At 68.6% G+C, this 22,717-nt stretch carries 20 protein-coding genes; 13 read left to right on the top strand and 7 right to left on the bottom strand.

Annotated features, from left to right (window positions below):
- The first annotated feature begins 233 nt into the window (after positions 1 to 233).
- The gene (locus tag AC1DXK_RS13590; RefSeq protein ID WP_457108471.1) at positions 234 to 479 is read left to right on the top strand and encodes a hypothetical protein; all 246 of its coding nucleotides are present in this window, start codon (positions 234 to 236) and stop codon (positions 477 to 479) included.
- Positions 479 to 628 carry a hypothetical protein gene (locus tag AC1DXK_RS13585; protein ID WP_457108470.1) on the top strand — a complete coding sequence of 50 codons (150 nt, stop codon included), beginning with the start codon at positions 479 to 481 and terminating at the stop codon, positions 626 to 628. The genes AC1DXK_RS13590 and AC1DXK_RS13585 overlap by 1 nt, the downstream gene beginning before the upstream one ends.
- A 294-nt stretch (positions 629 to 922) precedes the next feature.
- On the opposite strand, the gene AC1DXK_RS13580 is transcribed toward AC1DXK_RS13585, so the two are convergent.
- Positions 923 to 1,153 (bottom strand): hypothetical protein, encoded by a 231-nt coding sequence (locus AC1DXK_RS13580; RefSeq protein ID WP_457108469.1) that lies wholly within the window; start codon positions 1,151 to 1,153, stop codon positions 923 to 925.
- Positions 1,154 to 1,708: 555 nt separating this feature from the next.
- Between AC1DXK_RS13580 and AC1DXK_RS13575 the strand changes: the two genes are divergently transcribed.
- The 9 genes from AC1DXK_RS13575 to tkt all read left to right on the top strand — a co-directional run bounded on the left by AC1DXK_RS13575 (position 1,709) and on the right by tkt (position 12,047).
- Positions 1,709 to 1,978, top strand: coding sequence for a hypothetical protein (locus tag AC1DXK_RS13575; protein ID WP_477298030.1), 270 nt, complete (start codon positions 1,709 to 1,711; stop codon positions 1,976 to 1,978).
- A 108-nt stretch (positions 1,979 to 2,086) separates the two neighbouring features.
- Positions 2,087 to 2,983, top strand: coding sequence for a LysR substrate-binding domain-containing protein (locus AC1DXK_RS13570; RefSeq protein WP_457108473.1), 897 nt, complete (start codon positions 2,087 to 2,089; stop codon positions 2,981 to 2,983).
- A gap of 211 nt (positions 2,984 to 3,194) precedes the next feature.
- Complete coding sequence (locus AC1DXK_RS13565) at positions 3,195 to 3,944, top strand: SDR family NAD(P)-dependent oxidoreductase (RefSeq protein ID WP_477298029.1); 750 nt, start codon at positions 3,195 to 3,197, stop codon at positions 3,942 to 3,944.
- Between the two features lie 10 nt (positions 3,945 to 3,954).
- Positions 3,955 to 4,818, top strand: coding sequence for a transketolase (locus tag AC1DXK_RS13560; protein ID WP_457108466.1), 864 nt, complete (start codon positions 3,955 to 3,957; stop codon positions 4,816 to 4,818).
- Entirely contained in the window at positions 4,815 to 5,837 is a 1,023-nt protein-coding gene (locus tag AC1DXK_RS13555; RefSeq protein WP_457108465.1) for a transketolase family protein, read from the top strand. The genes AC1DXK_RS13560 and AC1DXK_RS13555 overlap by 4 nt, the downstream gene beginning before the upstream one ends.
- Complete coding sequence (locus AC1DXK_RS13550) at positions 5,828 to 6,715, top strand: NAD(P)-dependent oxidoreductase (RefSeq protein ID WP_477298026.1); 888 nt, start codon at positions 5,828 to 5,830, stop codon at positions 6,713 to 6,715. The genes AC1DXK_RS13555 and AC1DXK_RS13550 overlap by 10 nt, the downstream gene beginning before the upstream one ends.
- Positions 6,716 to 6,846: 131 nt before the next feature.
- Positions 6,847 to 7,863 carry a TRAP transporter substrate-binding protein gene (locus AC1DXK_RS13545; protein WP_477298024.1) on the top strand — a complete coding sequence of 339 codons (1,017 nt, stop codon included), beginning with the start codon at positions 6,847 to 6,849 and terminating at the stop codon, positions 7,861 to 7,863.
- Positions 7,864 to 8,000: 137 nt separating this feature from the next.
- Positions 8,001 to 9,893 carry a TRAP transporter large permease gene (locus AC1DXK_RS13540; RefSeq protein WP_457108462.1) on the top strand — a complete coding sequence of 631 codons (1,893 nt, stop codon included), beginning with the start codon at positions 8,001 to 8,003 and terminating at the stop codon, positions 9,891 to 9,893.
- A gap of 159 nt (positions 9,894 to 10,052) precedes the next feature.
- A complete protein-coding gene (gene tkt / locus AC1DXK_RS13535) occupies positions 10,053 to 12,047 on the top strand; it encodes a transketolase (protein ID WP_457108461.1) in 1,995 nt (664 codons plus the stop codon).
- A 15-nt stretch (positions 12,048 to 12,062) separates the two neighbouring features.
- Here tkt and AC1DXK_RS13530 read toward each other — a convergent pair whose 3' ends face one another.
- From AC1DXK_RS13530 to AC1DXK_RS13510, 5 genes are all read right to left on the bottom strand, one after another.
- Positions 12,063 to 12,227, bottom strand: a complete 165-nt coding sequence (locus AC1DXK_RS13530; RefSeq protein ID WP_457108460.1) for a hypothetical protein — start codon at positions 12,225 to 12,227, stop codon at positions 12,063 to 12,065.
- Positions 12,228 to 12,580: 353 nt separating this feature from the next.
- A complete protein-coding gene (locus AC1DXK_RS13525) occupies positions 12,581 to 14,218 on the bottom strand; it encodes an acyl-CoA synthetase (RefSeq protein WP_457108459.1) in 1,638 nt (545 codons plus the stop codon).
- Positions 14,218 to 15,252 (bottom strand): TRAP transporter substrate-binding protein, encoded by a 1,035-nt coding sequence (locus AC1DXK_RS13520; RefSeq protein WP_457108458.1) that lies wholly within the window; start codon positions 15,250 to 15,252, stop codon positions 14,218 to 14,220. The genes AC1DXK_RS13525 and AC1DXK_RS13520 overlap by 1 nt, the downstream gene beginning before the upstream one ends.
- A 273-nt stretch (positions 15,253 to 15,525) precedes the next feature.
- Entirely contained in the window at positions 15,526 to 16,041 is a 516-nt protein-coding gene (locus tag AC1DXK_RS13515) for an ureidoglycolate lyase (RefSeq protein WP_457108457.1), read from the bottom strand.
- The gene (locus tag AC1DXK_RS13510) at positions 16,038 to 16,877 is read right to left on the bottom strand and encodes a bifunctional allantoicase/(S)-ureidoglycine aminohydrolase (RefSeq protein WP_457108456.1); all 840 of its coding nucleotides are present in this window, start codon (positions 16,875 to 16,877) and stop codon (positions 16,038 to 16,040) included. The genes AC1DXK_RS13515 and AC1DXK_RS13510 overlap by 4 nt, the downstream gene beginning before the upstream one ends.
- 609 nt (positions 16,878 to 17,486) lie before the next feature.
- On the opposite strand from AC1DXK_RS13510, the gene AC1DXK_RS13505 reads away from it, so the two are divergent.
- A complete protein-coding gene (locus AC1DXK_RS13505; protein WP_457108455.1) occupies positions 17,487 to 19,253 on the top strand; it encodes an acyl-CoA thioesterase in 1,767 nt (588 codons plus the stop codon).
- Between the two features lie 7 nt (positions 19,254 to 19,260).
- Here the strand turns inward: AC1DXK_RS13505 and AC1DXK_RS13500 are convergent, their stop codons facing one another.
- Positions 19,261 to 21,594 (bottom strand): putative bifunctional diguanylate cyclase/phosphodiesterase, encoded by a 2,334-nt coding sequence (locus tag AC1DXK_RS13500; RefSeq protein ID WP_477298020.1) that lies wholly within the window; start codon positions 21,592 to 21,594, stop codon positions 19,261 to 19,263.
- A gap of 332 nt (positions 21,595 to 21,926) precedes the next feature.
- Between AC1DXK_RS13500 and AC1DXK_RS13495 the strand changes: the two genes are divergently transcribed.
- Positions 21,927 to 22,717: CHASE3 domain-containing protein (locus AC1DXK_RS13495; RefSeq protein WP_477298018.1), on the top strand; the 791-nt coding region annotated here is incomplete at its 3' end.

Here is a 22,717-nt window from a genome sequence, read left to right as displayed (position 1 = left end):
ATGCCCGACGGCCCCGCCGCCACTCACCCAATTCGCCTTGGCCGGGAATCGGACCCGTGAATCGACACCCCGAGATCGAACACGCCACGGGATACGGGTGGCGACCGCTCCGATGCCGGCCTCGCCCGATGCCGATCCAAAGGGCATTGCACCCGTGGGGTTGCCAAGCTTAACCATATCGGCCAGCCTGTACGTAAGTAACGCCTACCCGTCTCGTCCGCCCAGGAGTGCCGATGCTGGTCAACCACGAGCGCCGCCTTCTCAGCAAAGCAGCAGAAGCCGGGGACTACCGGATCTCGATTCGCAAGAAGCCCGACGCGTCATGGCCCAGCGATCACAGCCGCCTCGCCGCCCTCGAAACCACCGGTCACCTCCAGCGGGTCGACCATCCGGACAGCGCGGAGGGACGGCTTGCCGTCTGGCAGATCACAGCCGCCGGGCTGTCGCAGCTTCAGGTCCTCGCCTCGGGAGCCGAGTGATGGCCTCCATCAAGATCCGCGCAACCGACGATGGCACCTTCGTCGTCTATCGCAACGGCGCGGCCGTCGCCTCGGGGCTGACCCGCGATCAGGCCGAGCGCTGCGCGACGGTGCTCGGTTGGATCGCCCAGGGTCACGCAACAGGGTGATCCGCGAGGATGCCGGTGCCGACGTTTCGGATCGGCACTGCAGTGGCACCTCCCGAAGCTGGGGCGCACCGGATGCACAGCGGCGTCACCCGATCGTCGCATGTGTCCCTACTTCGCCCATCGTGACCGCGGCGACGGGTGAACCGACCCCACGGTCGGGGCTTGCCGCCGACCCGTCGTTTCGGAGCGGGAATCGGCCCAGGCTTCACAGGGACGGGATGCTGCTGTGGCATCCCGCGAAACTATCCCGGACGGCGCTGACCCGTTCGGTCATCGCAACGTCAGCCCTTCTTGTCACTCGCCAGCGTCCGACCCGCGGGCCTCACGCAGAAGCTCGCGTCGTGCGATCATGAGGACGCGTTGTCGCGCTTGAGGCTCCTGAAGCGCATTCCACAGGCAGATCAATTCGTGGGTCATGCCCGCCTCGACCCCTTCGTCCGCCGACGCGAAAAAAGCTTCGACCGGACAGCCTACAACAGCTGCGATCTCGCGCAGCCGCACGATAGCACTATCATCGATAGCCATCGAATATAATATTCCCGCATGCCCGACATTGAAGGGTTATCACTGCCAAACCGCGTACAGCAAGTGATCATTCTATACCAGGGATGGCCACTTCATATCAGGCGACTCGACTGATTGCATCCGATCGAGTCAAAAAGCCTACGACATCCAGATACAAAATGATCACGAGTATTTGATCAATCTTGGCGGCGAGCGTTTCGCTTCGAACACGGCGCCATAACAGTGCAATTCGCGTCCCGCGATACAACGCAACCAGCGATCTCTGAAAGGCCCCAGGTCGGACCGCTGACGGCCGGAGGCCATGGCATTGTCAATGCGGCGTCTGTCTCAACTACTGCGGCACAGCCAAAGAAGCCGAGCCAACCCTCAGTGTCAGATCGGCGCGCTGCTCCCTCCCCCGCAAAACCGCCCCAGCGTAACCCTGCTCTCTCGGGACCGGGACAATCGATCGGCCGCTTGCGATTTACCAATTATCAACCCTTTTCACGTGATCGTAGGCCGGTGGCCGGTCAAGGGAACCGATCACATCGATCGGGCGAGGCTCCGATGATCGTCATGATGGCGGCGGCCGTTTTGAGCGGCCTCGCGACAGCCGTGATCCTGGCGCCGATCAGTGCCCTGGCCGCACTGATCATCGCTCCCCTCGCGGCCAGCACGTTCGCCATCCTCGCCTGCCTCCTCTTGGCATGGCGCAGCTCCCGCGATGATCTGGGGCCGCCGGACCGCGAAGCGCGGACCGATGCAATGGTCGCCGTTCTCCGGCAGGTGACCCAGCAGGGACAGGCCGCGTCGCCGGTCCGGGTTCGCAGCCAACGCGTGGCCTGATCGCGTCGAATTCGTCGCCGTTCTGCTTCATCCGGTGGCGACCGCGTCCTGTGCGCATCGTCCGGCTGCCATTGCCAGGATCGACGAGAGCGGCCCATGCTGCCCGGGATGAGGCCGCCGGTTCCCCTCTCCGCAATCCGAATCTTCGAGGCCGCCGCGCGACGGCGCTCGTTCAAGGCCGCCGCCGGCGAACTCAACCTGTCTCCGAGCGCGGTGAGTCACGCCCTGCGCAAGATGGAAGAGACTTTGGGGGTCGTCCTGTTCGAGCGAGTCGGACAGGGGATCACGCCGACCCCGGCCGGCGAGGCGCTCTGCGATCATGTCGGACGCGCCTTCGCCGAACTCAACCGCGGCTTCGATCTCGTGGCGAATCGGGGACCGCAACTTCTGCGGCTGCACTGCGCGCCGAGCTTCGCCGCGCAATGGCTGGCGCCGCGGCTCGCGCGCTTCCTCAGCGCCCATCCGGGTTTCGAGGTGCGTCTGGCCGCCGGTATGGACTACGCCCGATTCATCACGGACGAGTTCGATGCCGACATCGTCTACGGACCGCCCCGTGGGGAAGGCCTGGTCCGCATGCCGCTGGGCCTGGAGACGGTGACGCCGCTCTGCGATCCCGTGCGGGCCGCCCGGATCCGCGAACCCGCCGACCTGCTGGCACAGACCCTGATCCAGAGCGACAACAAGCAGGTGCGCTGGTCGCATTGGTTCGAGCGAAACCAGCTCGTCACGCAGCCGAGTGCGGGAATCCGCTTCGACCGGAGCTTCCTGGCCCTGGCCGCTGCGGCGGACGGGCTCGGGGTCGCCCTCGAATCCACACGCCTCGCCGAGCGGGAGGTTGCGGCCGGGCGGCTCGTCGCGCCGTTGGCTAGGCGTTCTCAGGACATCAGCTACGTCGGCCATCACTTCGTTTGCCCGGTCGACGTCCGCCGCCGGGCGCCACTCCGGGTCTTCGCGCGCTGGCTTGCCGAGGAACTCGCGATCCCCTTGAGCGCGGAACTCGCCTGACCGGGAAAAGGTGATCTGGATTCACCTGCGCGTGCAAATTGCGCGTTTGTCGCGGGCATGCCGTGGAGGCACAGTCTCTCCAACACGACAGACGAGAGGAGACGACGCCGCAGACCGCGCGATCCGCAGGATCGCGGTCGCCGGCCCGCCGCACCCTCCGTCCTGACGACAGGTTCGACCGCGCCTCGTCGCGGATCGCCGGGAGGTTTCCATGCTGCTGAACGATCGGGTGTGCGTAATCACCGGGGCGGCCTCCGCCCGCGGGATCGGAAAGGCCACCGCGCGGCTTTTCGCGAGCCAGGGCGCCCGGGTCGCGATCCTGGACCTCGATGCCGGGCAGGCCGAGGCGGCCGCCCGCGACATCGGTCCCGGCCATATCGGGCTGGCCTGCAACGTCATCGACCGGGCGGCCTGCTCGGCCGCTGCAGACGAGATCGCGGCCCGCCTCGGGCGGATCGACGTCCTCGTCAACAACGCCGGCATCACCCAGCCCCTCAAGATCATGGAGATCGAGCCGGAGAACTACGACGCGGTCACCGACGTGAACCTGCGCGGCACGCTCTACATGAGCCAGGCGGTGATCCCGGCGATGCGCGGCCAGGGCGCGGGCGCGATTGTGTGCATGTCGTCGGTCTCGGCCCAGCGGGGCGGCGGCATCTTCGGCGGCCCGCATTACAGCGCCGCCAAGGGCGGCGTGCTCGGCCTCGCCAAGGCCATGGCCCGCGAGCTCGGCCCCGACGGCGTCCGGGTGAATTCCGTGACCCCCGGCCTGATCCAGACCGACATCACCGGCGGCAAGCTCACCCCCGAGCTGAAGGTCGAGATCGCCAAGGGCATCCCCCTGGGGCGCCTCGGCGTGGCGGACGACGTCGCCAATGCCTGCCTGTTCCTGGCCTCCGACCTGTCCACGTACATCACCGGGGCGGTGATCGACGTGAACGGCGGCATGCTGATCCATTAAGGGCCGCGCCATGACGTCTCCGTCAGCGACCGAGCGCCCCCGCGCCGGCTCCAACGTCCCGCTCGCCGAGCGTGCCTACCGCATCCGCCGCCACGCCCTGCGCATGGGCGAGGTCCAGGGCCAGGGCTACATCGCCCAGGCGCTCGGCATCTCCGACGTGCTGGCGGTGAGCTACTTCCACGCCCTCACCTACCGGCCCGAGGATCCCGAATGGGAGGGCCGCGACCGGTTCCTGCTGTCGATCGGCCACTACGCCATCGCCCTCTACGCAGCGCTGATCGAGGCGGAGATCCTCCCCGAGGACGAGCTGACGAGCTACGGCGGCGACGACAGCCGCCTGCCGATGTCCGGCATGGCCGCCTACACGCCCGGCATGGAGATCACCGGCGGGTCCCTGGGCCACGGGCTCGGGATCGCGGTCGGCATGGCGCTCGGGCTGAAGCGGAAGAACTCGAAGAGCTTCATCTACAACCTGTTCTCCGACGGCGAGCTGGACGAGGGCTCGACCTGGGAGGCCGCGATGTCGGCGGGCTCGTTCAAGCTCGACAACCTCATCGGCCTCGTCGACGTGAACGGCATGCAGGCGGACGGCGCGTCGCGCGGGGTGCTCAACTTCGAGCCGCTGGCGCCGAAATTCGAGGCCTTCAACTGGTTCGTCCAGCGGGTCGACGGCAACGATATCGACGCCCTGGTCAGGGCCTTCGACGCCGCGCGCAACAACCCCGGCCCGCAGCCCCGGGTCATCATCTGCGACACCCGCATGGCGAAGGGCGTGCCGTTCCTGGAGGAACGCGAGCGCAATCACTTCCTGCGGGTCGAGCCGGACGAGTGGCAGCGAGCCCTGGCGATCCTGGACGAGGGGAGAGTGCGGTGAGACGCTCCAAGTACGAGAAGCCCGCCCCCCGCGCCGGCAGCGGCGCCAAGACCTCGGCGATGATTGCCTCGCTCGCCGCCCCCGGGCAGCGCACGAAGGCCGCACCCTTCGGCCACGCCCTGGTCGAACTCGCCAAGACGCGGCCCGACATCGTCGGCCTGTCGGCGGACCTGTCGAAATACACGGACCTGCACATCTTCGCGCAGGCCCATCCCGAGCGGTTCTACCAGATGGGGATGGCCGAGCAGCTGCTGATGAGCGCCGCCGCGGGCCTCGCCCGGGAAGGGTTCACGCCCTTCGCCACCACCTACGCGGTGTTCGCGGCGCGGCGCGCCTACGACTTCATCTGCCTCGCGATCGCGGAGGAGAACCTCGACGTCAAGATCGCCTGCGCCCTGCCCGGCCTGACCACCGGCTACGGCCCGAGCCACCAGGCGACGGAGGATCTCGCGATCTTCCGCGGAATGCCGAACCTCACGATCATCGACCCCTGCGATGCTCACGAGACCGAGCAGGTCGTCCCCGCCATGGCGGCCCACAAGGGGCCGGTCTACCTGCGGCTCCTGCGTGGCAACGTCCCGCTGGTGCTGGACGAGTACGGCTACACGTTCGAGCTGGGCAAGGCCAAGACGATCCGCGACGGCCGCGACGTCCTGGTGATCGCCTCGGGCCTGATGACCATGCGCGCCCTGGAGGTCGCCGAGGCCCTGCGCGACGACCGGGTCGACGTGGCGGTCCTGCACGTGCCGACGATCAAGCCCCTCGACACGGCGACGATCCTGCACGAGGCCCGGCGGGGCGGCCGGCTGATCGTCGTGGCCGAGAACCACAGCGTGATCGGCGGCCTCGGCGAGGCGGTGGCCGGCCTGCTGATGCGCGAGGGCGTGATGCCGGGGCGCGGCTTCCGCCAGATCGGCCTGCCGGATGAGTTCCTCGATGCCGGCGCCCTGCCGACGCTCCACGACCGCTACGGCATCTCGGCCGCCGCGATGGCGCGGAGCATCCGGGCATGGCTCTGAACCAAATCGCCCTCGTCGGCCTCGGCGCCATGGGCCTGCCGATAGCGACCAACCTGGTCGCTGCGGGCTTCGCGGTCCGCGGCTACGACCTGCGGCCGGAGGGCCGCGCGGCCCTGGCGGCCGCGGGCGGGATTCCGGCCGAAACCCCGGCCGAGGCCGCTGCGGGCGCTGACGCGCTCCTGCTCATGGTGGTGAACGCCGCGCAGGCCGAGGACGTCTTGTTCGCGCAGGGCGCCCTCGACGCCCTCGCTCCGGACGGCATCGTGGCCCTGACGGCGACCTGCCCGCCGCAGGCGGTGGAGCAGCTGGCCGAACGCGTCGCGGCAGCCGGCCGCCGCTTCGTCGATGCCCCGGTCTCGGGCGGCGTCGTCGGCGCCCAGGCCGGCCGGCTCACGATCATGGCGGCGGCGCCCGCCGAGACGCTGGCCGCTTTGAGGCCGGCCCTCGACACACTCGGCGACCGGATCTTCCACGTCGGCGAGCGCCCGGGACAGGGTGCCACCGTCAAGGCCKTGAACCAGCTCCTGTGCGGCGTCCACATCGCCGCCGCCGCCGAGGCACTGGCGCTCGCCGGTCGCGTCGGCGTCGATCTCGCCGTGGTGCTGGAGATCCTTTCGGGCTCCTCGGCCGCGAGCTGGATGCTGCGCGACCGCGGCCCCCGGATGCTCGAGGCCGCGCCGCAGGTCACCAGCGCGGTCGACATCTTCGTGAAGGACCTCGGAATCGTGCTCGAGGCCGGCCGCGGCGCGGGAGCGGCGCTGCCGCTGGCGGCGCTCGCCCACCAGCTCTTCGTCTCGACCTCCGGTCGCGGCGACGGCGTCGCCGACGACAGCCAGGTGATCCGCGCCTACCGCCTGCTCAACGGCGACGGCGGGTAGGCGTCCGCGGAAGACGCGCGATGACGGCGTCGGGCACACGCCCGCCGCCCCGGACAGCAACGCGGGTCGTGCCCTCCACCGGCGGTCAACGGCGGGGACCGGGCGACCCGGACCATCCAGGGAGTGAAACCATGCGCGACATGCGTCTCAGCCGCCGAAGCCTGCTCGTGGGCGCGGCCGCCCTGCCGGCCTTCGGCATCCTCACACGGCGGGGGCAAGCCGCCGAGTTCACCTACAAGCTCGCCACCGGGCAGGATCCGACCCATCCGGTCAACATCCGGGCGCAGGAGGCCCTCGACCGGATCCGCGAGGCCACCAACGGACGGCTGGAGATCAAGCTGTTTCCCGCCAATCAGCTGGGCTCGGACACCGATCTCCTGGCGCAGGTCCGAAACGGCAGCGTCGAGTTCTTCAACCTCGCGACCTCGATCCTGGCCACCTTCGTGCCGGCCGCGAGCCTGCCCAACACCGGCTTCGCCTTCAAGGATTACGACGCCGTCTGGTCGGCCATGGACGGAGGCCTCGGCACCTATGTCCGCTCCGAGATCGCCAAGACGCCGATCCTGACCGTCTCCAAGGTCTGGGACAACGGCTTCCGGCAGATCACCTCCTCGACCCGCGAAATCCGGACACCGGAGGACCTGAAGGGCTTCAAGATCCGCGTCCCGCCGGCGCCGATGCTCACCTCCCTGTTCAAGGCCTTCGATGCCGGCGCGGCGCCGATCAATTTCAACGAGCTGTACTCCTCGCTCCAGACCAAGGTGGTCGAGGGACAGGAGAACCCCCTCGCCATCACGGCCACCACCCGGCTCTACGAGGTGCAGAAGTCCTGCAGCATGACCGGCCACGTCTGGGACGGCTACTGGATCCTCGGCAACAAGCGCGCGTGGCAGAAATTGCCCGAGGATCTGCGCACCGTCGTCTCGCGCGAACTCGACCGCTCGGCCAACGACCAGCGCGCCGATGTCGCCAAGCTCAGCGTCTCCCTCCGGGACAGCCTGACGGCGAAGGGCATCACCTTCATCGACGTCGACCGGGCGCGATTCCGCGAGGCCCTCGGGCGGACGAGCTTCTACCGGGACTGGAAAGCGAAGTACGGCGATGCGGCGTGGTCGCATCTTGAGGACGTGTCGGGCAAATTGACCTGAAGCGCTTTCCGCCGAACCGAAAAACGGTATCGGAGAACGAAGGCGCGCCGAGACGCACCACAAGACGCACGAGACGACGCACTTGGAGCCGTTCCCGCCGGCAGCGGGATCGGGACCGGCTCCGACGGGAGGGCGCCATGCAGATCGATATCGCGGCCGTCGAGACGACGGCGGGGGTTGAATTGACCGGGCCGCCCCTGCGCGCCCGGACCTGGCTGCGCCGGCTGGACGACGGGCTCGGCCACCTCGTGGAGATCCCGGCGGCGCTGCTCGTGCTCGCCGAGATCGTGGTGCTGCTCGGCGGCGTCGTGAGCCGCTACGTGTTCCGCGAGCCCCTCGTCTGGTCGGACGAACTCGCCTCGATCCTGTTCCTGTGGCTTGCCATGCTGGGCGCCGTGGTCGCGTTCCGCCGGGCCGAGCACATGCGCATGACCGCCTTCGTCGCCATGAGCGGCCCGCGTCTGCGCGCCTTCCTGGAGACGGTCGCCCTGGTGGCCGGCCTGACCTTCGTGGCGCTGCTGCTGGAGCCGGCCTTCGAATTCGCCAGCGAGGAGACCTTCGTCCAGACGCCGGCGCTGGAGCTGAACAACGCGTGGCGCGCCGCCGCCCTGCCGATCGGCCTCGGCCTCATGCTGATCGTCGCGGTCATCCGCCTGCTGGAGACGGCCGACTGGAAGCTGACGGCGGGGGCGCTCGTGCTGGGCGCCGGAATCGCCGCCGGCCTCGTGGCGCTACAGCCCTGGCTGACGACCCTCGGCAACCTCAACCTGCTGCTGTTCTTCGTGCTCGGCGTCGGCGCCCTGGTCTTCTCCGGGGTCCCGATCGCCTTCGCGTTCGGCCTGTCGACCTTCGCGTACATCGCGCTGACCACCGACGCACCGTCGATGGTGGTGGTCGGGCGCATGGACGAGGGCATGAGCCATCTGATCCTGCTGGCGGTCCCGCTCTTCGTGTTCCTCGGCCTCCTGATCGAGATGACCGGCATGGCCCGGGCCATGGTCGGGTTCCTCGCCTCGCTGCTCGGTCACGTCCGCGGCGGCCTGCACTACGTGCTGGTCGGGGCGATGTACCTCGTGTCCGGCATCTCCGGATCGAAGGCCGCCGACATGGCCGCCGTCGCTCCGGTGCTGTTTCCCGAGATGAAGGCCCGCGGCGCCAAGGAAGGCGACCTCGTGGCGTTGCTGGCCACAACCGGCGCGCAGACCGAGACCATCCCGCCCTCGATCGTGCTGATCACCATCGGCTCGGTCACCGGCGTCTCGATCACCGCCCTGTTCACCGGCGGCCTGCTGCCGGGCCTCGTGCTCGCCGTCACCCTGTGCGCCCTGGTCTGGTGGCGCTACCGCGGCGAGGACCTGAGCCACGTCGCCCGGCCGTCGCGGCGGATCATCGGCCGCTCGTTCCTCGTGGCGATCCCGGCGCTGGCGCTGCCCTTCGTGATCCGCTTTGCCGTGGTCGAGGGCATCGCCACCGCCACCGAGGTCTCCACCATCGGCATCGTCTACGCGGCCCTGGCAGGCCTGCTCATCTACCGCCAGTTCGACTGGCGGCGGCTCTACCCGATGCTGGTGACGACCGCGACGTTGTCGGGTGCGATCCTTCTGATCATCGGCGCTGCCACCGGCATGGCCTGGGCGCTGACGCAGTCGGGCTTCTCGCAGACGCTGGCCGAGGTCATGAAGAGCCTGCCTGGGGGCGCCCTCGGCTTCCTGTTCGTCTCGGCAGCCGCCTTCATCGTGCTGGGCTCGGTGCTGGAGGGAATCCCGGCCATCGTGCTGTTCGGCCCGCTCCTGTTCCCGATCGCACGGGCTGTCGGCGTGCACGAGGTCCACTACGCCATGGTGGTGATCCTCGCGATGGGCATCGGGCTGTTCGCCCCACCCTTCGGCGTCGGCTACTACGCCGCCTGCGCCATCAGCCGGATCCATCCCGACGCCGGCATGCGTCCGATCGTCGGCTACATCGTGGCCCTGCTGATCGGCCTCCTCGTCATCATCCTCGTGCCCTGGTTCTCGATCGGCTTCCTCTGACGGCAACCGCTCGGGGCTGAACGCTCTGCACCCGGGCGGATGCCGGGACGGCGCAGGCCAGCGGATCACGCCACAGACTGAGATTTATCCCGGACGGCAGCGGTGCCGACCGGGCGGCGTCCCCGCGCGCCGAAAATTCGCACCGCCCGAGTCAGACCCATGCCCGACACGCCCGATGCCACGCTGACGTCCCGGATGGCCGACGCGATCCGCTTCCTCGGTCTCGACGCGATCGAGCGGGCGGGGGACGGCCATCCCGGTGCTCCGCTCGGCTGCGCCGAGATCGCCGTGGCGCTGTTCACGCGCCATCTGCGCTGCAATCCGGACGACCCGCTCTGGCCTGACCGTGACCGCTTCGTGCTCTCTAACGGCCATGGCTCCATGCTGCTCTACGCAGCCCTCCACCTCGCCGGCTACGCCGGCTTGCCCATGGAGCAGATCCGGCGCTTCCGCGAACTCGGCTCCCACACCCACGGGCATCCGGAAATCGCGCCCGAACTCGGGATCGAGGCGACCACCGGCCCGCTCGGCCAGGGCATCGCGAATGCGGTCGGCATGGCGGTGGCCGAGGCCAAGCTCGCGGCGACCTTCGGCCCCGAGCTGGTGGATCACCGCACCTACGCCCTCGTCGGGGACGGTTGCCTGCAGGAGGGCATCGCGCACGAGGTGATCTCGCTCGCCGGCCATCTGCGTCTCGGGAAGCTGACCTTCCTGTGGGACGACAACCGCATCACCGACGACGGCGCCACCGACCTCTCGATCTCGGAGGATGTGCAGGCGCGCTTCCGCGCAGCCGACTGGCAGGTGCTGGACGTCGACGGGCACGACGTCGAAGCAGTCTCGGCGGCGATCCGGCTCGCGCACGGCGACCCGCGCCCCAGCCTGATCGCCTGCCGCACCGTGATCGGGCGGGGGCTGCCACGGCTCGAAGGGCAGCGCGGCGCCCATGGCGGGCGCGTATTCGCGCGCGACTGCGACGAGGCGCGGGCCGCGAAAGGGTGGGACCATCCGGCCTTCACGGTGCCCGATGCCGTCGCTGCGGCGTGGCGGGCCGGCGTCGGCGGACGGAACCGCGATGCCTATGCCGCGTGGGAGCGCCGCCGGGAAACCCTGCCGGCGCCGGCGCGGACCGCGTTCGACCGGGTGAGCGATGCCCGCCTCCCCGAGGACTGGGACACGCAGCTCCGCGCGCTGCGCGACCGTTTTGCAGAGGCCGGTGAGGCGCGCCCGAGCATCGAGGTGTCCGCCGAGATCACCGCCGCTCTGTCGGGCACGATCCCGGAGCTGTTCTCGGGCGCGCCCGACCTTGAGGGTCCGACGAAGCACAAGGGCGAATTCCACGCGTTCACGGCGCAGGACCGATCCGGCCGCTACCTGCATTACGGCATCCGCGAGCACGCCATGGGCTCGATGATGAACGGCATCGCGGCCCATCGCGGGCTGGTGCCGGTTGGCGCCACCTACCTCGTCTTCTCCGACTACATGCGCCCGTCGCTCCGCATGGCGGCGCTGATGAAGCTGCCGGTCATCACCGTCTATAGCCACGATTCGATCGCCATCGGCCGCAACGGGCCGACCCATCAGCCGGTCGAGTTCCTCGCGACCCTGCGGGCCATCCCCAACATGCTGGTGCTGCGCCCGGCCGACGCGGTGGAGACCGCCGAGTGCTGGGAGATGGCCCTGGCCAACCGGACCGGCCCGACATCGCTGATCTGCTCGCGGCAGGCGTTGCCGGCCCTCCGGCGGCCCGGCTCCGGCGAGAACCGTTGCGCGCGGGGTGCCTACGTGCTGGCGGAGGCCGCGGGTGCGCGGCGGGTGACGCTGATCGGGACGGGGTCGGAGGTCGCGCTGGCGCTCGCAGCCCGCGACCTGCTGCAGGCCGAGGGCGTCCCGACGGCCGTCGTTTCCATGCCGTCCTGGGAGGCCTTCGCGGCTCAGGACGCCGCTTATCGCGAGCGCATCATCCCCCGGGACACGGTCCGGGTCGCGGTCGAGGCCGCCCTGCGCTTCGGATGGGACCGCTGGATCGGCGAGACGGGCGGCTTCGTCGGCATGACCGGCTTCGGCGCCTCGGGTGCGCCGGAAGACCTGTTCCGCCATTTCGGCATCACCGCCGAGGCCGTGACCGAGGCCGCCCGCGCGCGCCTTCGCTGAGGGGCGCCCAGCCGCTCAGATCATGCCGGCGCCGCCCGTGCGCACGATCCGCTCGCGCTGCTCGGCATAGCGGCCGGCCGCGGCGCGCCGCACCGCCACGCCGAGGCGGCCTGCGATCTGCGCGAGGAGGGGGGCGGAGCTGTCCGAACGGAGGCCGACGAGGTTCGCGAGGGTGGTCATCGAGGCCCGATCCCGGTCATGCCCGGGCAGGGTGCCGGGATTGCTGCGTTGCAATATGAGCCGGTCCGCGCGGCCGTGTGAGGGGCTCGGCGTGCGGGCTGACATGCAGCAAAAACATGGTGCGCACGCGGGACGTTAACCGTTGTCTGCGTCGCCGCCGGGCGCCCGACGATGCGGAGGGTGCGGTGCGGTCGGCCGAGGACGCCGACCCCTCGAGCCATCCGAAGTTGCTGGCTCCAGGGTCATCATCGCGCGCGGTGCGGCAATCGCGTCGGGGCCACGCCTGCCGACGTCACGCGGCCCTGGCTCATGACGCGGCGCGCGCGACGACGGAGCGGTCTCGAACCGAAACCTTATCGGCCGGTCACCCGCGCCATCCCTTCGAGGGGCAGGTCGCCCCGCGCTTCGAGTTCCGCGCGGATGGCGCGCTTCGTCACCTTGCCGTAGCCGGACTTCGGCAGGGCATCCCAGAAGAACACGCGCCGGGGCAGCTTGTAGCGGGCCACCGTGGCGGACAGCCACGCGATCAGCGCCCCCTCCTCCACCGTCGCCCCGGGCCGGGTAACGCAGACCGCCACGCCGACCTCGCCCCAGGCCGGGTCCGGCACCCCCAGAATCGCGGCCTCGGAGATCGCCGGATGCGTCAGGAGCTTCTCCTCGGTCTCCCGCGGGTACACGTTCGAGCCGCCGGAGATGTACATGTCCGAGGCGCGGCCGGTGATGAACAGGAAGCCCTCCGCGTCGCAATGGCCGAGGTCGCCGGTCCGGAACCAGCCGTCGCGGAACGCCGCGGCGTTCGCGGTCGGGTTGTCGAAGTAGCCCGCGAACACCGCCGGGCCGCAGACGCAGATCTCGCCGGTCTCCCCCGTCGGGACCGCACCGCCCTGAGAGTCTTGGATCTGGACCTGCATGCCGGTGCGCTCGACCCCGCATGTGCCGACCTTCACGTCCGGCCCGTCCTCGACCGCGTGCAGGCGCGGCGGCAGCACCGTGATGTTGCCGGTGACCTCGCCCAGCCCGAAATACTGCACCAGGACCGGACCAAGCACCCGCAACGCGTGCTGCTGATCCGCCCGGTACATCGGCGCGCCCGCATAGATCACGTGGCGCAGGCTGGAATGATCGTGCAAGCCGACCGCCGGATGCTCGGTCAGCAGCTTCACGATGGTCGGCACCGTGAACAGGTTGGTGATCCGCCAGCGCTCCACCAGGTCCCAGACCTCGGCCGGGGCGAGGCGTTCGCCGGCGGTGAGCACCGTCTTCGCGCCGGCCGCGACCTGCGCGAGCTGGTGGATGCCGGCGCCGTGGGAGAGCGGCGCCACGACCAGCGAGGCGTCTTCCTCGGTGGTGCCCGGCATCAGGTCGCAGAGATGGTTGGTGATGACGAAGGCCATCTGGCCGTGGGTGAGGACCGCCGCCTTCGGGCGGCCGGTCGTGCCCGAGGTGAAGAAGAACCAGCACGGATCGTCGTGCTCGACGTCGGCGGTGGGCGCGGCCTCGCCCAGATGGGCGGCGACGAGGCCGTCGTAATCCACCCCGAATGCGTCGCCGCCGATCTCGACGACGCGGTGGAGATCCGGGCAGGCGGCCCGCACCGCGGCGGCATGATCCGGAAAGCCGGCGCCGCAGATCAGCGCGGAGGCGCCGCTGGCGCTGGCGAGATACGCGACTTCCTGGGGCGTCTGCCGGAAATTCGTCGGGACCCAGACGGCCCCGAGCCGGAAGCAGACGAACATCGATTCGAACAGCTGGTTGCTGTTCCGCGCCTGGACCAGGACGCGGTCCCCCTTGGCCACGCCGCGGCCGGCGAGCGCCGCCGCCATCGCGTCGACCCGGGCGTCGAGTTCGGCCCAGGTCAAGCGTTGCGTGCCCCAGGCGAGCCCCACCGCGTCCGGGAATCGGCGCCCGGCCCGGCGCAGGAAATGCGCGAGGTTCATCACCCGCCGGGAGCACGGCGCGACCCCGCCGCGCGGCGCCCCCGCGGAGTCCATCAGGTGAGCTTCCCGCAGGCCTTCTCCAGGAGAGACCAGCCTTCCTCGCCGTAGCGGCCCTTCCACTCGGCGTAGAAGCCGGCCTTGCGCAGCTTGTCGCGGAAGGGCTCCGGATCGGGCTTGTTGAAGACCATGCCGGCCTTCGACAGATCGGCCTGCAGGTTGGCGTTGAGCTGGGCGACGTCGGCCCGCTCCTTGAGGCCGGCGGCGTCGATGTGGCGGGCCACCATCGTGCGCAGATCCGCCGGAATGCGCTCCCAGGCGCGCCGGTTCGCCAGGAACCAGTACCCGTCCCACATGTGGTTGGTGAGCGAGCAGTACTTCTGCACCTCGTAGAACTTCGTCGTCGAGATCACCGCGAGGGGGTTTTCCTGACCCTCGACGATCTTGGTCTGCAGGGCCGAGTAGGTCTCGTTCAGGTTGATCGACGCGGGAGCGGCGTCGAAGGCCTTGAACATCGAGGTCCAGAGCGGCGAGACCGGGACGCGGATCCGGAAGCCCTTGAAGTCGTCGGGGGTAGCGATTGGCCGGGTCGACGAAGTCGTCTGCCGGTAGCCGTTGTCCCAGATCTTCTCCATGGCGACGAGCCCAGCCTTGGCGATCTGCTGGCGGACCCAGGCGCCGAGTTCGCCGTCCATCGCCGGCCAGACGGCCTCGTAGTTCGGGAACGCGTAGCCGATGCCGTTGATCGAGGCGTTGGGCACCAGCGTCGAGAGGATCAGCGGCGACATCGTGAAGAACTCGACGCTGCCCGAGCGGAGCTGGCTCAGGGTGTCGGTGTCCGAGCCGAGCTGGCTGGAAGGGAAGATCTTGAGGTCGAACCGGCCGCCGCTCTCCGTCCGCAGAGCCTCCGCCATCTCCCGCGCGCGGATGTTCATCGGGTGCGTGTCGGGCAGGTTGTTGGCGTATTTGTAGGTGAAGTCCGCCTTCTGCGCCCGCGCCACGTGGGGCGCGGCAACGGTGCCGGCGAACAGCGCCGTCGAGCCCGTCGCGAGGAATCGCCGGCGGGACAGGGGCGTACGGATCAGCGACATGGCGGCCTTTCTGGTGCGGGCACGCGAGCCCGGCGCTTCCCCGGGTCCGCGTTGGTGCGGACTCCATCGTTGCGGTTTCGATAGCCGCTGGCCGGTGGCAGTCAACGGACTTTCTCCGTGCGCCCTTCCGGAATGATGGCATCCGGGCGGCCTTGATACGGCAAGCGCGGTTCCCGAACGCCCCAATCCGGGTATCCGGCCGGCGACACGTTGATCCGGAGCGGGCACAACCGCGTCGGATCGGCGCGCGAAAGCGCTCGGACGCGCGCGCCGTCAGTCCGTGTCGGCGAGGGCCACGATCCACGGCTCCGCGAACGTGTACTCCTCCAGGTTGACGCCTGGTCCACCCCGGTCGACCACGATGAAGTCCTGCCGCTGCCCATAGGGCGTCAACACGCCGTGCCAGGTGTTGCGCGCGTAACAGACCCCCTGGCGGGGCGCGGTGACGAAGGCCTGCGGCAGACCGGGCCGACCATCCTCGTCGGGGCAGACCACGATCAGGAACGGCGCCGCGCTCAGCGGCAGGAACGCCTGTGCGCCGAGGGGGTGACGTTCAACCAACCCGAGGCGCAGCGGCATCGTGTAGGGCCGTGCCTCCACGAGGCCGATCACGACGTGGGCACCCGCACCGACGACCTCGATCGCGGCGAGGTCGTGAAAGCGGCGTGCCATCCCGGCATTCATCGGCCGCGGGGCCACGGCGGCGGTATCGATGACCGATCCGAAGGGCGCGAATGCCTCCGCGGTCAGCGAACGGGCGACGATCGTACGGGGCGCGGGCACGCTCATCGGCCTGACCCGCGCGGCGCCAGCGCCGGATGCCGGTTGACGTCCTTGTACAGGAGGTAACGGAACGGGCCGGGTCCTCCCGCGTAGCAGGCCTGCGGGCAGAAAGCCCGCAACCACATGAAGTCGCCCGCCTGCACCTCCACCCAGTCCCGATTCAGCCGGTAGACGGCCTTGCCCTCGAGCACGAACAGCCCGTGCTCCATCACGTGCGTCTCCTCGAACGGGATCGACGCGCCCGGACGCAGGGTCACAAGGTTCACGTGCATGTCGTGGCGGAGATCGTCTGGGGCGACGAAGCGGGTCGTCGCCCAGGCACCGTCCGTCCCGGCCATGCCGGCCGGTTCGACCGCAGATTCGTGCGTGACGAACGAGGTCGGCGCATCGATCCCCGCCGCTACCTGATAGGCCTTGCGGATCCAGTGGAAGCGCACCGCCTCGTCGCCCGCGTTGCGCAGGGTCCAGGCGGCGCCGGGCGCGAGATAGGCGTAGCTGCCCGGCCGCAGGGCATGCCGGTCGCCTTCGAGCGCGAGGCTCGCCGTGCCCTGGACCACGAACAGCACGCCCTGGGCCTGCGCCTCCGGCTCGGGGGTCTGGCTACCGCCGCCCGGAGCGACCTCCATCAGGTACTGGGCGAAGGTCTCGGCGAAGCCCGAGAGTGGCCGCGCCAGGATCCAGGCCCGGGTTCTGTCCCAGCCCGGCAGGACACTCGTGACGATGTCGCTCATCACGCCGTGCGGGATCACCGCGTAGGACTCGGTGAACACGGCTCGGCCGGTCATCAGCATCGTCTGGCCGGGCAGGCCGCCGCAGGGGGGATTGTAGGGTCCAGCGATCATGGGCAGTCTCCGGAATTCGACGTCCCGCTGCGTAACCGGCAGGTACCGGGTCCGTCACGCGGTATGCGGCTGTCCGCTTCRCTGTTCACGAAACACCTTCAGGAACACCGTGTCGATCCGGGCTTCCGCACAAGCATTCCGATTCGGCGGTCGAGGCGCCCCCTCTGCGTCGGCGCGTCCAAGCTGGGGATCGCCGTCATCCCGGAATGCATCGCCCGGTCGGCTGACGCGCGCCTCGTCTCTCGGCCAATCGAAGGGTCCGCCGCGCGATGGCGGAAACGATCCCGTTCGCAGCAGCGAGAACGCGGCCGCGTCGACGGATCATTCGGGCCTGCGCCACCGGCCGGATTTCGCAGGCGCCTCGACGAACCGGCCCGTGAAGGCCGGGTTCGCTCTGCGACCCGCAAGCCCGCAGCGAATCGCGCTGCGCCGGGCGGCCCCGCCCTTATGCGTCTTCGTCTGCGCGGAAATCTTATATTTCCATGCATCTAAGGCGGACATATTCCCGAACCGAATTTGATACGCTATTGCTGTAGCGGGTCAGGAGCGCTTGCAGCCAAAATGCCTTCGCATTTCATTCGTTCAGCGACTTGGTCCCCCACGATTGCTTTGTCGTGGTTTTGGGGGCTCGGCTTTTTCTACGCGATTCATGTCACCCTCACGTACGGTTGGCTCGGGTTTCTTGCCTTCGCCCTGCCAAATGCGGGGGGCCTCGCCCTGTTCGGCTGGGTGCTCGGTGCACCGCGTCGAAATCCCGAGGCGCTCATCGCAGCCGTCCAGGGCGCCTATGCGCCCCTGTTTCTCGGCGCCCAGTTCTTTGCCGTCGCCATAACGATCTTCGGTTTCGCCGCCTATGGATGGCTTCCGCTGTTCGGCCATGAGGCCGCGGTGGGTGTGGTCGCCCTCGTCCTCGTGGCCTGCTCGATCGGACACGCGGTGCCGCTGCGCGGGATCCGGATCGTCCACGCCACCCTCCTGGTCCTGGGCCTCATCGCAGCCGCAACGATGTTCGCAGGCCTGCCGACGCAACGGGACGGCCCGGGCGTTCCCGTCCAGGCCTTCGACGAGCGCTTCTATGGGCTCGTCGTGCCGTCACTGGTGGGATTTCTCCTCGGCCCCTGGATGGATATCCAGCAGTGGCAGCGTGCCGTCGAGATCCGGCGCTCGGGCGGATCCGTGCGTGCGGCCTACCTGACCGGCGCAATCCTGTTCCTCGGCCTCCTGACGATCAACGCGCTGCTCGCCGCCGAGGCGGGGCTCGGTACGCCTGTCGTTTCCTCGGATGGCGTTCCGGGCGCCTATGCAGCCGTGGCGCAGGCCGTGGCGCGCACGCACGCGATCAGCCCCACGACCGCGTTCGTCGTGTGGACGGCCATCGCTGCCGCGACCACGATCGACAGCTTCTACAGCGCCACGCGCTGGCTCGGCACCTCTATTACGGCGCGCAGCAATTCCCCGCTGCTCGCCTTCGTGCCGGCCGGTTTGGTGGCCTCGCCGGTCTGGATCCTGGGGGCGGCCCTCGCCACGGCGTCGGCAGCGATCTGGGCGGATCTCTCGCTGCTCTACCTGATGATGCCGTTCGCCACGCTCCTCGTCGGGGCGGCCGCGTGCCTCGTCTGCGAGACCCTCGGCGCGACGCGCCGGTATGATCCGGTTCTCAGCTCCATGATCGGGGCGACGGCCTGCCTGATCTTCCTAACCGGCTACATCGCGCCGAGTTGGTCGCTTCTGACGCTCGCACCGCTCATCGGGCTCATCGGGGCATTGCCGATGGTCGCCGAGCTTGTCGGATGGGGCGAAGCCAAGCCGGCCCGCGAACTGATACCGGCCGAGGACCGGGCGCCGAAAGCCGCGCCGGTACCGGTCGCGCTGGATCGGGCGGATACGGTCGCATCCCACGGTTTCGACGGGCAGTGGTTCGTCCTGCACCTGATTCCAACTTACGACGACACCAATTCGGTCGGAAACGTCTACTTCGCTAATTACGTCCGCTGGGTCGGAAAAGCGCGGGAACTGTTCTTCAATATCTGCATGCCGAATTTTGATCTGAAAACGACCGAATTCTACGTGCTGACTAAATCCTTCCAGCACGATTTCCGTCGGGAGGCGATGGAGTTCGAACCGGTCACGGTTCGGATCTCCATCGCCAGCCATAATCGGAAGTTCGTGACGCTGGCCCACGAGATTCACAGCGAGGTCAACGGCCTGCTGGGCCGGGGCGAACAGTCTCTGATGTTCGTGGATACGGTCCATTACCGACCGCTCGATATTCCGCGCACCATCATCGAGGGCTTCCTGCCCTACTGGCCGAAGACCTCGCCGCACACGGTCCCGGGCGCATCGAACCCGACCGGCGCGGCGACCCTCGGCGCCTGACGGCGTTTCACGCCGCCTGGACCGCGGTCGGAAGAATCAGGCGCTTGCGCGCCAGGGCGGCGGCCTGCTCGGCGGGAAGGGGCTTGCTGAACAGGTAGCCCTGAAACTCGTGGCAGCCCTGATCCAGCAGGCAGACGCGCTGCGCGTCCGTTTCGACTCCTTCCGCCGTGATCGTCATGTCGAGGCTCGTCGCCATGTCGATGATCGCGCGAACGATCGCCGCCGCGCTGCGCTCGTGCGGCAGGTCCCGGACGAAGCTCTGGTCGATCTTGATCTTGTCGAAGGCGAGACGGCGCAGGTAGCTGAGGCTGGAATAGCCGGTCCCGAAATCGTCGAGCGACAGGCGCACGCCCATCTCCCGGAGCTTGGTGAGGGTGGCATTGATCGCCGGGGTGGCCTCCAGGAACACCGATTCGGTGATCTCCAGTTCCAGTCGTTCGGCGGCCAGGCCGCTCGTCCGCAAGGCGGAGCGCACGAGTTGCGGCAGGTCCGAATGCCGGAACTGTCGCGGTGAGAGATTGACCGCGATGCGGACATCGCTCGGCCAGACGGCCGCGATCCGGCAAGCCTCCCGGAGGATCCACTCGCCGAGGGGAATGATCACCCCGGTCTCTTCGGCGAGGGGAATGAACTCGCCGGGCGAGACGAAGCCGCGCACCGGATGCTTCCATCGCAGCAGTGCCTCGAAGCCGCGGACGCGGCACTCCTTGGCCGTCACGATCGGCTGGAAGTAGAGGATGAACTCGTCACGATCGAGCGCGCCCCGCAGGTCGGCGGTCAAGGCGCGGCGTGCCTCGATACGCTCGTCCATCTCGGCTTCGTAGAAGCGATACCCGTTTCGCCCCTCGCTCTTCATCCGATAAAGCGCGAGATCGGCGCGCCGCATGATCTCCTGGCTTCCGTCCTGCGGCGCGATGGCGATCCCGACGCTGACACTGACGGTCACGCGAATGCCGTCGATGGTGAAGGGGGAGGCGAGCACCTCGACGATGCCGTGCGCCAGCGACTCGACGGCATGCGTGTCACGGGCGCTCCGCCCGGTCGCCAAAACCGCGAACTCGTCGCCCGCGAGGCGGGCGAGCTGAACATCCGCCCCCTCGAACGCCCGCAAGCGCTCGGCGACGGCCTTCAGGAGGTTGTCGCCCGCTGCGTGGCCGAAGGTGTCATTGACGCTCTTGAACTCATCGAGATCGAGCGCGAGGACGGCAAAGCGTTCGCCCTGTCCGAGGTGCTGGCGGGCCGTTTCCTGGAGCTGATGAAACAGGACCCGGTTCGGCAAATCGGTCAAGGAATCGTGCAGGGCGAGATAGGACAGCCGTTCTTCCGAGCGCCGCTTCTCGGTCACGTCGGATCCGACCCCGCGATACCCGGTGAAGACGCCGACCCGATTGAAGGTCGGCTTTCCGCTCAGACACCAAGTCCGCCGCTCGCCTGCGATATCGAGCTGCAGGTGAAGGTTCCGGAATGCGCGACGCTCCGCGATGCAGCTCCAGAGAGCGGTGCTCGAGTGGGATTTGGGCGGCGCGAGCGGTGGTAGAAGCAGACGTTCCAGCGGCAAGCCCATGAGCTGCCGCTCCGAGGAGCCGGCGACCTCGATCAGACGCGGCGAGACATGCTGTAGGCGCAGGTCGGCATCTGTTTCCCAGAGCCAGTCACTGGCACTCTCCTCGAATTCGTTGAGCAGGAGGTGCGTAAATTCCTGTTGTCGCTCCAGCTCGATCTGCGCGATCACCCGCATCGTCAGAAGGCGACTGAGGTGCAGAATGGTGAAAAAGATGAAGATCGAATAAAAAAACAGCAGGACGACGACGTAGAGATAGAACGATTCGCCCGTGGTCCCGAGAGCGATGAACGACCCGAGGATGATCAGCCCGGAATAACTAATCGCGACCCGCGGTAAAACGGCCGCGCTCATCCCCGTCGCGATCAATCCCGCGATGCTGGAGGCGATCAGGAGTCGCCCGTTGGCATCGGCGCCCGCGAAGAGCATCACCGGGACGGAGGCGAGGAGGAAGCCGTAGGCCTGGGCGGCGATGACCACGCCCTGGACGAAGGACGGTCCGATCTCGATGGGTTTGGGACGCGAACGCCAACGCCAGCATTGCTGGAGCGAGACGACCGCGAGGGGCAGGACGAGCGACTCGAGCCCAGCGAGATAGGCGCGGTTTCCGGGCAGCCAGAACAGGTAGACGATCACCTGAACGACGCTGAGGCTGACCAAGATCGTGAACGGCACGAGCCGGAGGGCGACGTCGAGTTGCTCGACGCGTGCCCGCGCCCGCAGGTTGGCGTCAAGCGGATCGCCCTTGCGATCGGTATCGATCAGGAAAGAAATCAGCATCTCTCGTGACGCAAGTGCTTGCTGTAATGCCATTACGATCGAGAAGTGAGGATAGTGCTGTTTAGATGCATCGAAGATCGCCTGCGTACACAAGGACAAGTCGTTTGATGGTGTACAGATAGTAAACGTCGCCAGGTGATGCGGCGCCGAGCTCGGTCGTTCGGCGAACCGGTCCGGCGGGGAGCGGGCGCCATCCGGACCGCGGCCTGTCCCGGGCGCGACTCGCGCGTCCAGCAGCCCATGCCGCGTCTCGCATCGACCGGGCGCGGACGCTATGAGGCGGCAGAGCCTCGGTCGCGGCCAATCCAGCGACGTCCGCAGGTCCGAGCAGGATGAAGCAGACCATGTCACAATCGCTGGGTCTCAACCGCATATTGGGCGGTGCGATCGGTGTCATCGCCCTGGTGTCGGTTCTCAGCAGCGGCTGGGTCCTGGTCACGGCCGAACAGCTGCGCGATGCGACCGACGCGCGAAGCCGCTCCAACCAGTTGATCCGCGGGCTCGACGGCTTCCGGGCGGCGATGCTCAATCAGGAGACCGGGCTGCGCGGATATCTGATCACCGGCCGCGAGGGGAGCCTGGAACCCTATCACGCCGGCCGCGCGGCCCTCGACGAGGCGATCGGCCGCCTGGGCAGCTTGATCGGCCAGGATCCCGAGCGCACGCGCCTCCTCGCCGACGCCGTGACTGCGGCCCGCACCTGGCAGACCGAAACCGGCGAGGCCGCCCTTCGAATGGCGGCCGATCCGGCGAAACGGGCCGAGGCTGTCAGGATCGAAACCGACGGTCAGGGCAAGCAGCTGTTCGACACCTTCCGCCAGAAGCTGGCCGCCATCGAAGGTCTCGAAGGCGCCGCCCGCACGGCGCTGGCCGTGCGGGTCGCGCAGGGTGAACGCAACGAGAGCATCGCCCTCTGGGTGGGAACGCTCCTCACGCTCCTGATCTGTCTGGGGATCGGCATCGCCATCAACCGCCTGATCGTCCAGCCACTGGTGCAGGTGATGGCGTTCGTGGCGCGTGTTGGCGACGGCGACCTGTCTGGGGAACTGGCGGCCCGCGGACGGGACGAGATCGGGCGTCTGGCGGCGACGCTGAACGCGATGGTGTCGGGTCTGTCGGACCT

The organism is Methylobacterium sp. P3_A11 (assembly GCF_056403155.1).
This window is presented reverse-complemented; position numbering and strand designations above follow the sequence as displayed.

What these genes read in the sequence shown, in the direction of transcription:
- AC1DXK_RS13590 (WP_457108471.1), top strand. Translation starts at nt 234, where the DNA reads ATGCTGGTCAACCACGAGCGCCGCCTTCTCAGCAAAGCAGCAGAAGCC.
- AC1DXK_RS13585 (WP_457108470.1), top strand. Translation starts at nt 479, where the DNA reads ATGGCCTCCATCAAGATCCGCGCAACCGACGATGGCACCTTCGTCGTC.
- AC1DXK_RS13580 (WP_457108469.1), bottom strand. Translation starts at nt 1,153, where the DNA reads ATGGCTATCGATGATAGTGCTATCGTGCGGCTGCGCGAGATCGCAGCT.
- AC1DXK_RS13575 (WP_477298030.1), top strand. Translation starts at nt 1,709, where the DNA reads ATGATGGCGGCGGCCGTTTTGAGCGGCCTCGCGACAGCCGTGATCCTG.
- AC1DXK_RS13570 (WP_457108473.1), top strand. Translation starts at nt 2,087, where the DNA reads ATGAGGCCGCCGGTTCCCCTCTCCGCAATCCGAATCTTCGAGGCCGCC.
- AC1DXK_RS13565 (WP_477298029.1), top strand. Translation starts at nt 3,195, where the DNA reads ATGCTGCTGAACGATCGGGTGTGCGTAATCACCGGGGCGGCCTCCGCC.
- AC1DXK_RS13560 (WP_457108466.1), top strand. Translation starts at nt 3,955, where the DNA reads ATGACGTCTCCGTCAGCGACCGAGCGCCCCCGCGCCGGCTCCAACGTC.
- AC1DXK_RS13545 (WP_477298024.1), top strand. Translation starts at nt 6,847, where the DNA reads ATGCGCGACATGCGTCTCAGCCGCCGAAGCCTGCTCGTGGGCGCGGCC.
- AC1DXK_RS13540 (WP_457108462.1), top strand. Translation starts at nt 8,001, where the DNA reads ATGCAGATCGATATCGCGGCCGTCGAGACGACGGCGGGGGTTGAATTG.
- tkt (WP_457108461.1), top strand. Translation starts at nt 10,053, where the DNA reads ATGCCCGACACGCCCGATGCCACGCTGACGTCCCGGATGGCCGACGCG.
- AC1DXK_RS13530 (WP_457108460.1), bottom strand. Translation starts at nt 12,227, where the DNA reads ATGACCACCCTCGCGAACCTCGTCGGCCTCCGTTCGGACAGCTCCGCC.
- AC1DXK_RS13525 (WP_457108459.1), bottom strand. Translation starts at nt 14,218, where the DNA reads ATGGACTCCGCGGGGGCGCCGCGCGGCGGGGTCGCGCCGTGCTCCCGG.
- AC1DXK_RS13520 (WP_457108458.1), bottom strand. Translation starts at nt 15,252, where the DNA reads ATGTCGCTGATCCGTACGCCCCTGTCCCGCCGGCGATTCCTCGCGACG.
- AC1DXK_RS13515 (WP_457108457.1), bottom strand. Translation starts at nt 16,041, where the DNA reads ATGAGCGTGCCCGCGCCCCGTACGATCGTCGCCCGTTCGCTGACCGCG.
- AC1DXK_RS13510 (WP_457108456.1), bottom strand. Translation starts at nt 16,877, where the DNA reads ATGATCGCTGGACCCTACAATCCCCCCTGCGGCGGCCTGCCCGGCCAG.
- AC1DXK_RS13500 (WP_477298020.1), bottom strand. Translation starts at nt 21,594, where the DNA reads ATGCTGATTTCTTTCCTGATCGATACCGATCGCAAGGGCGATCCGCTT.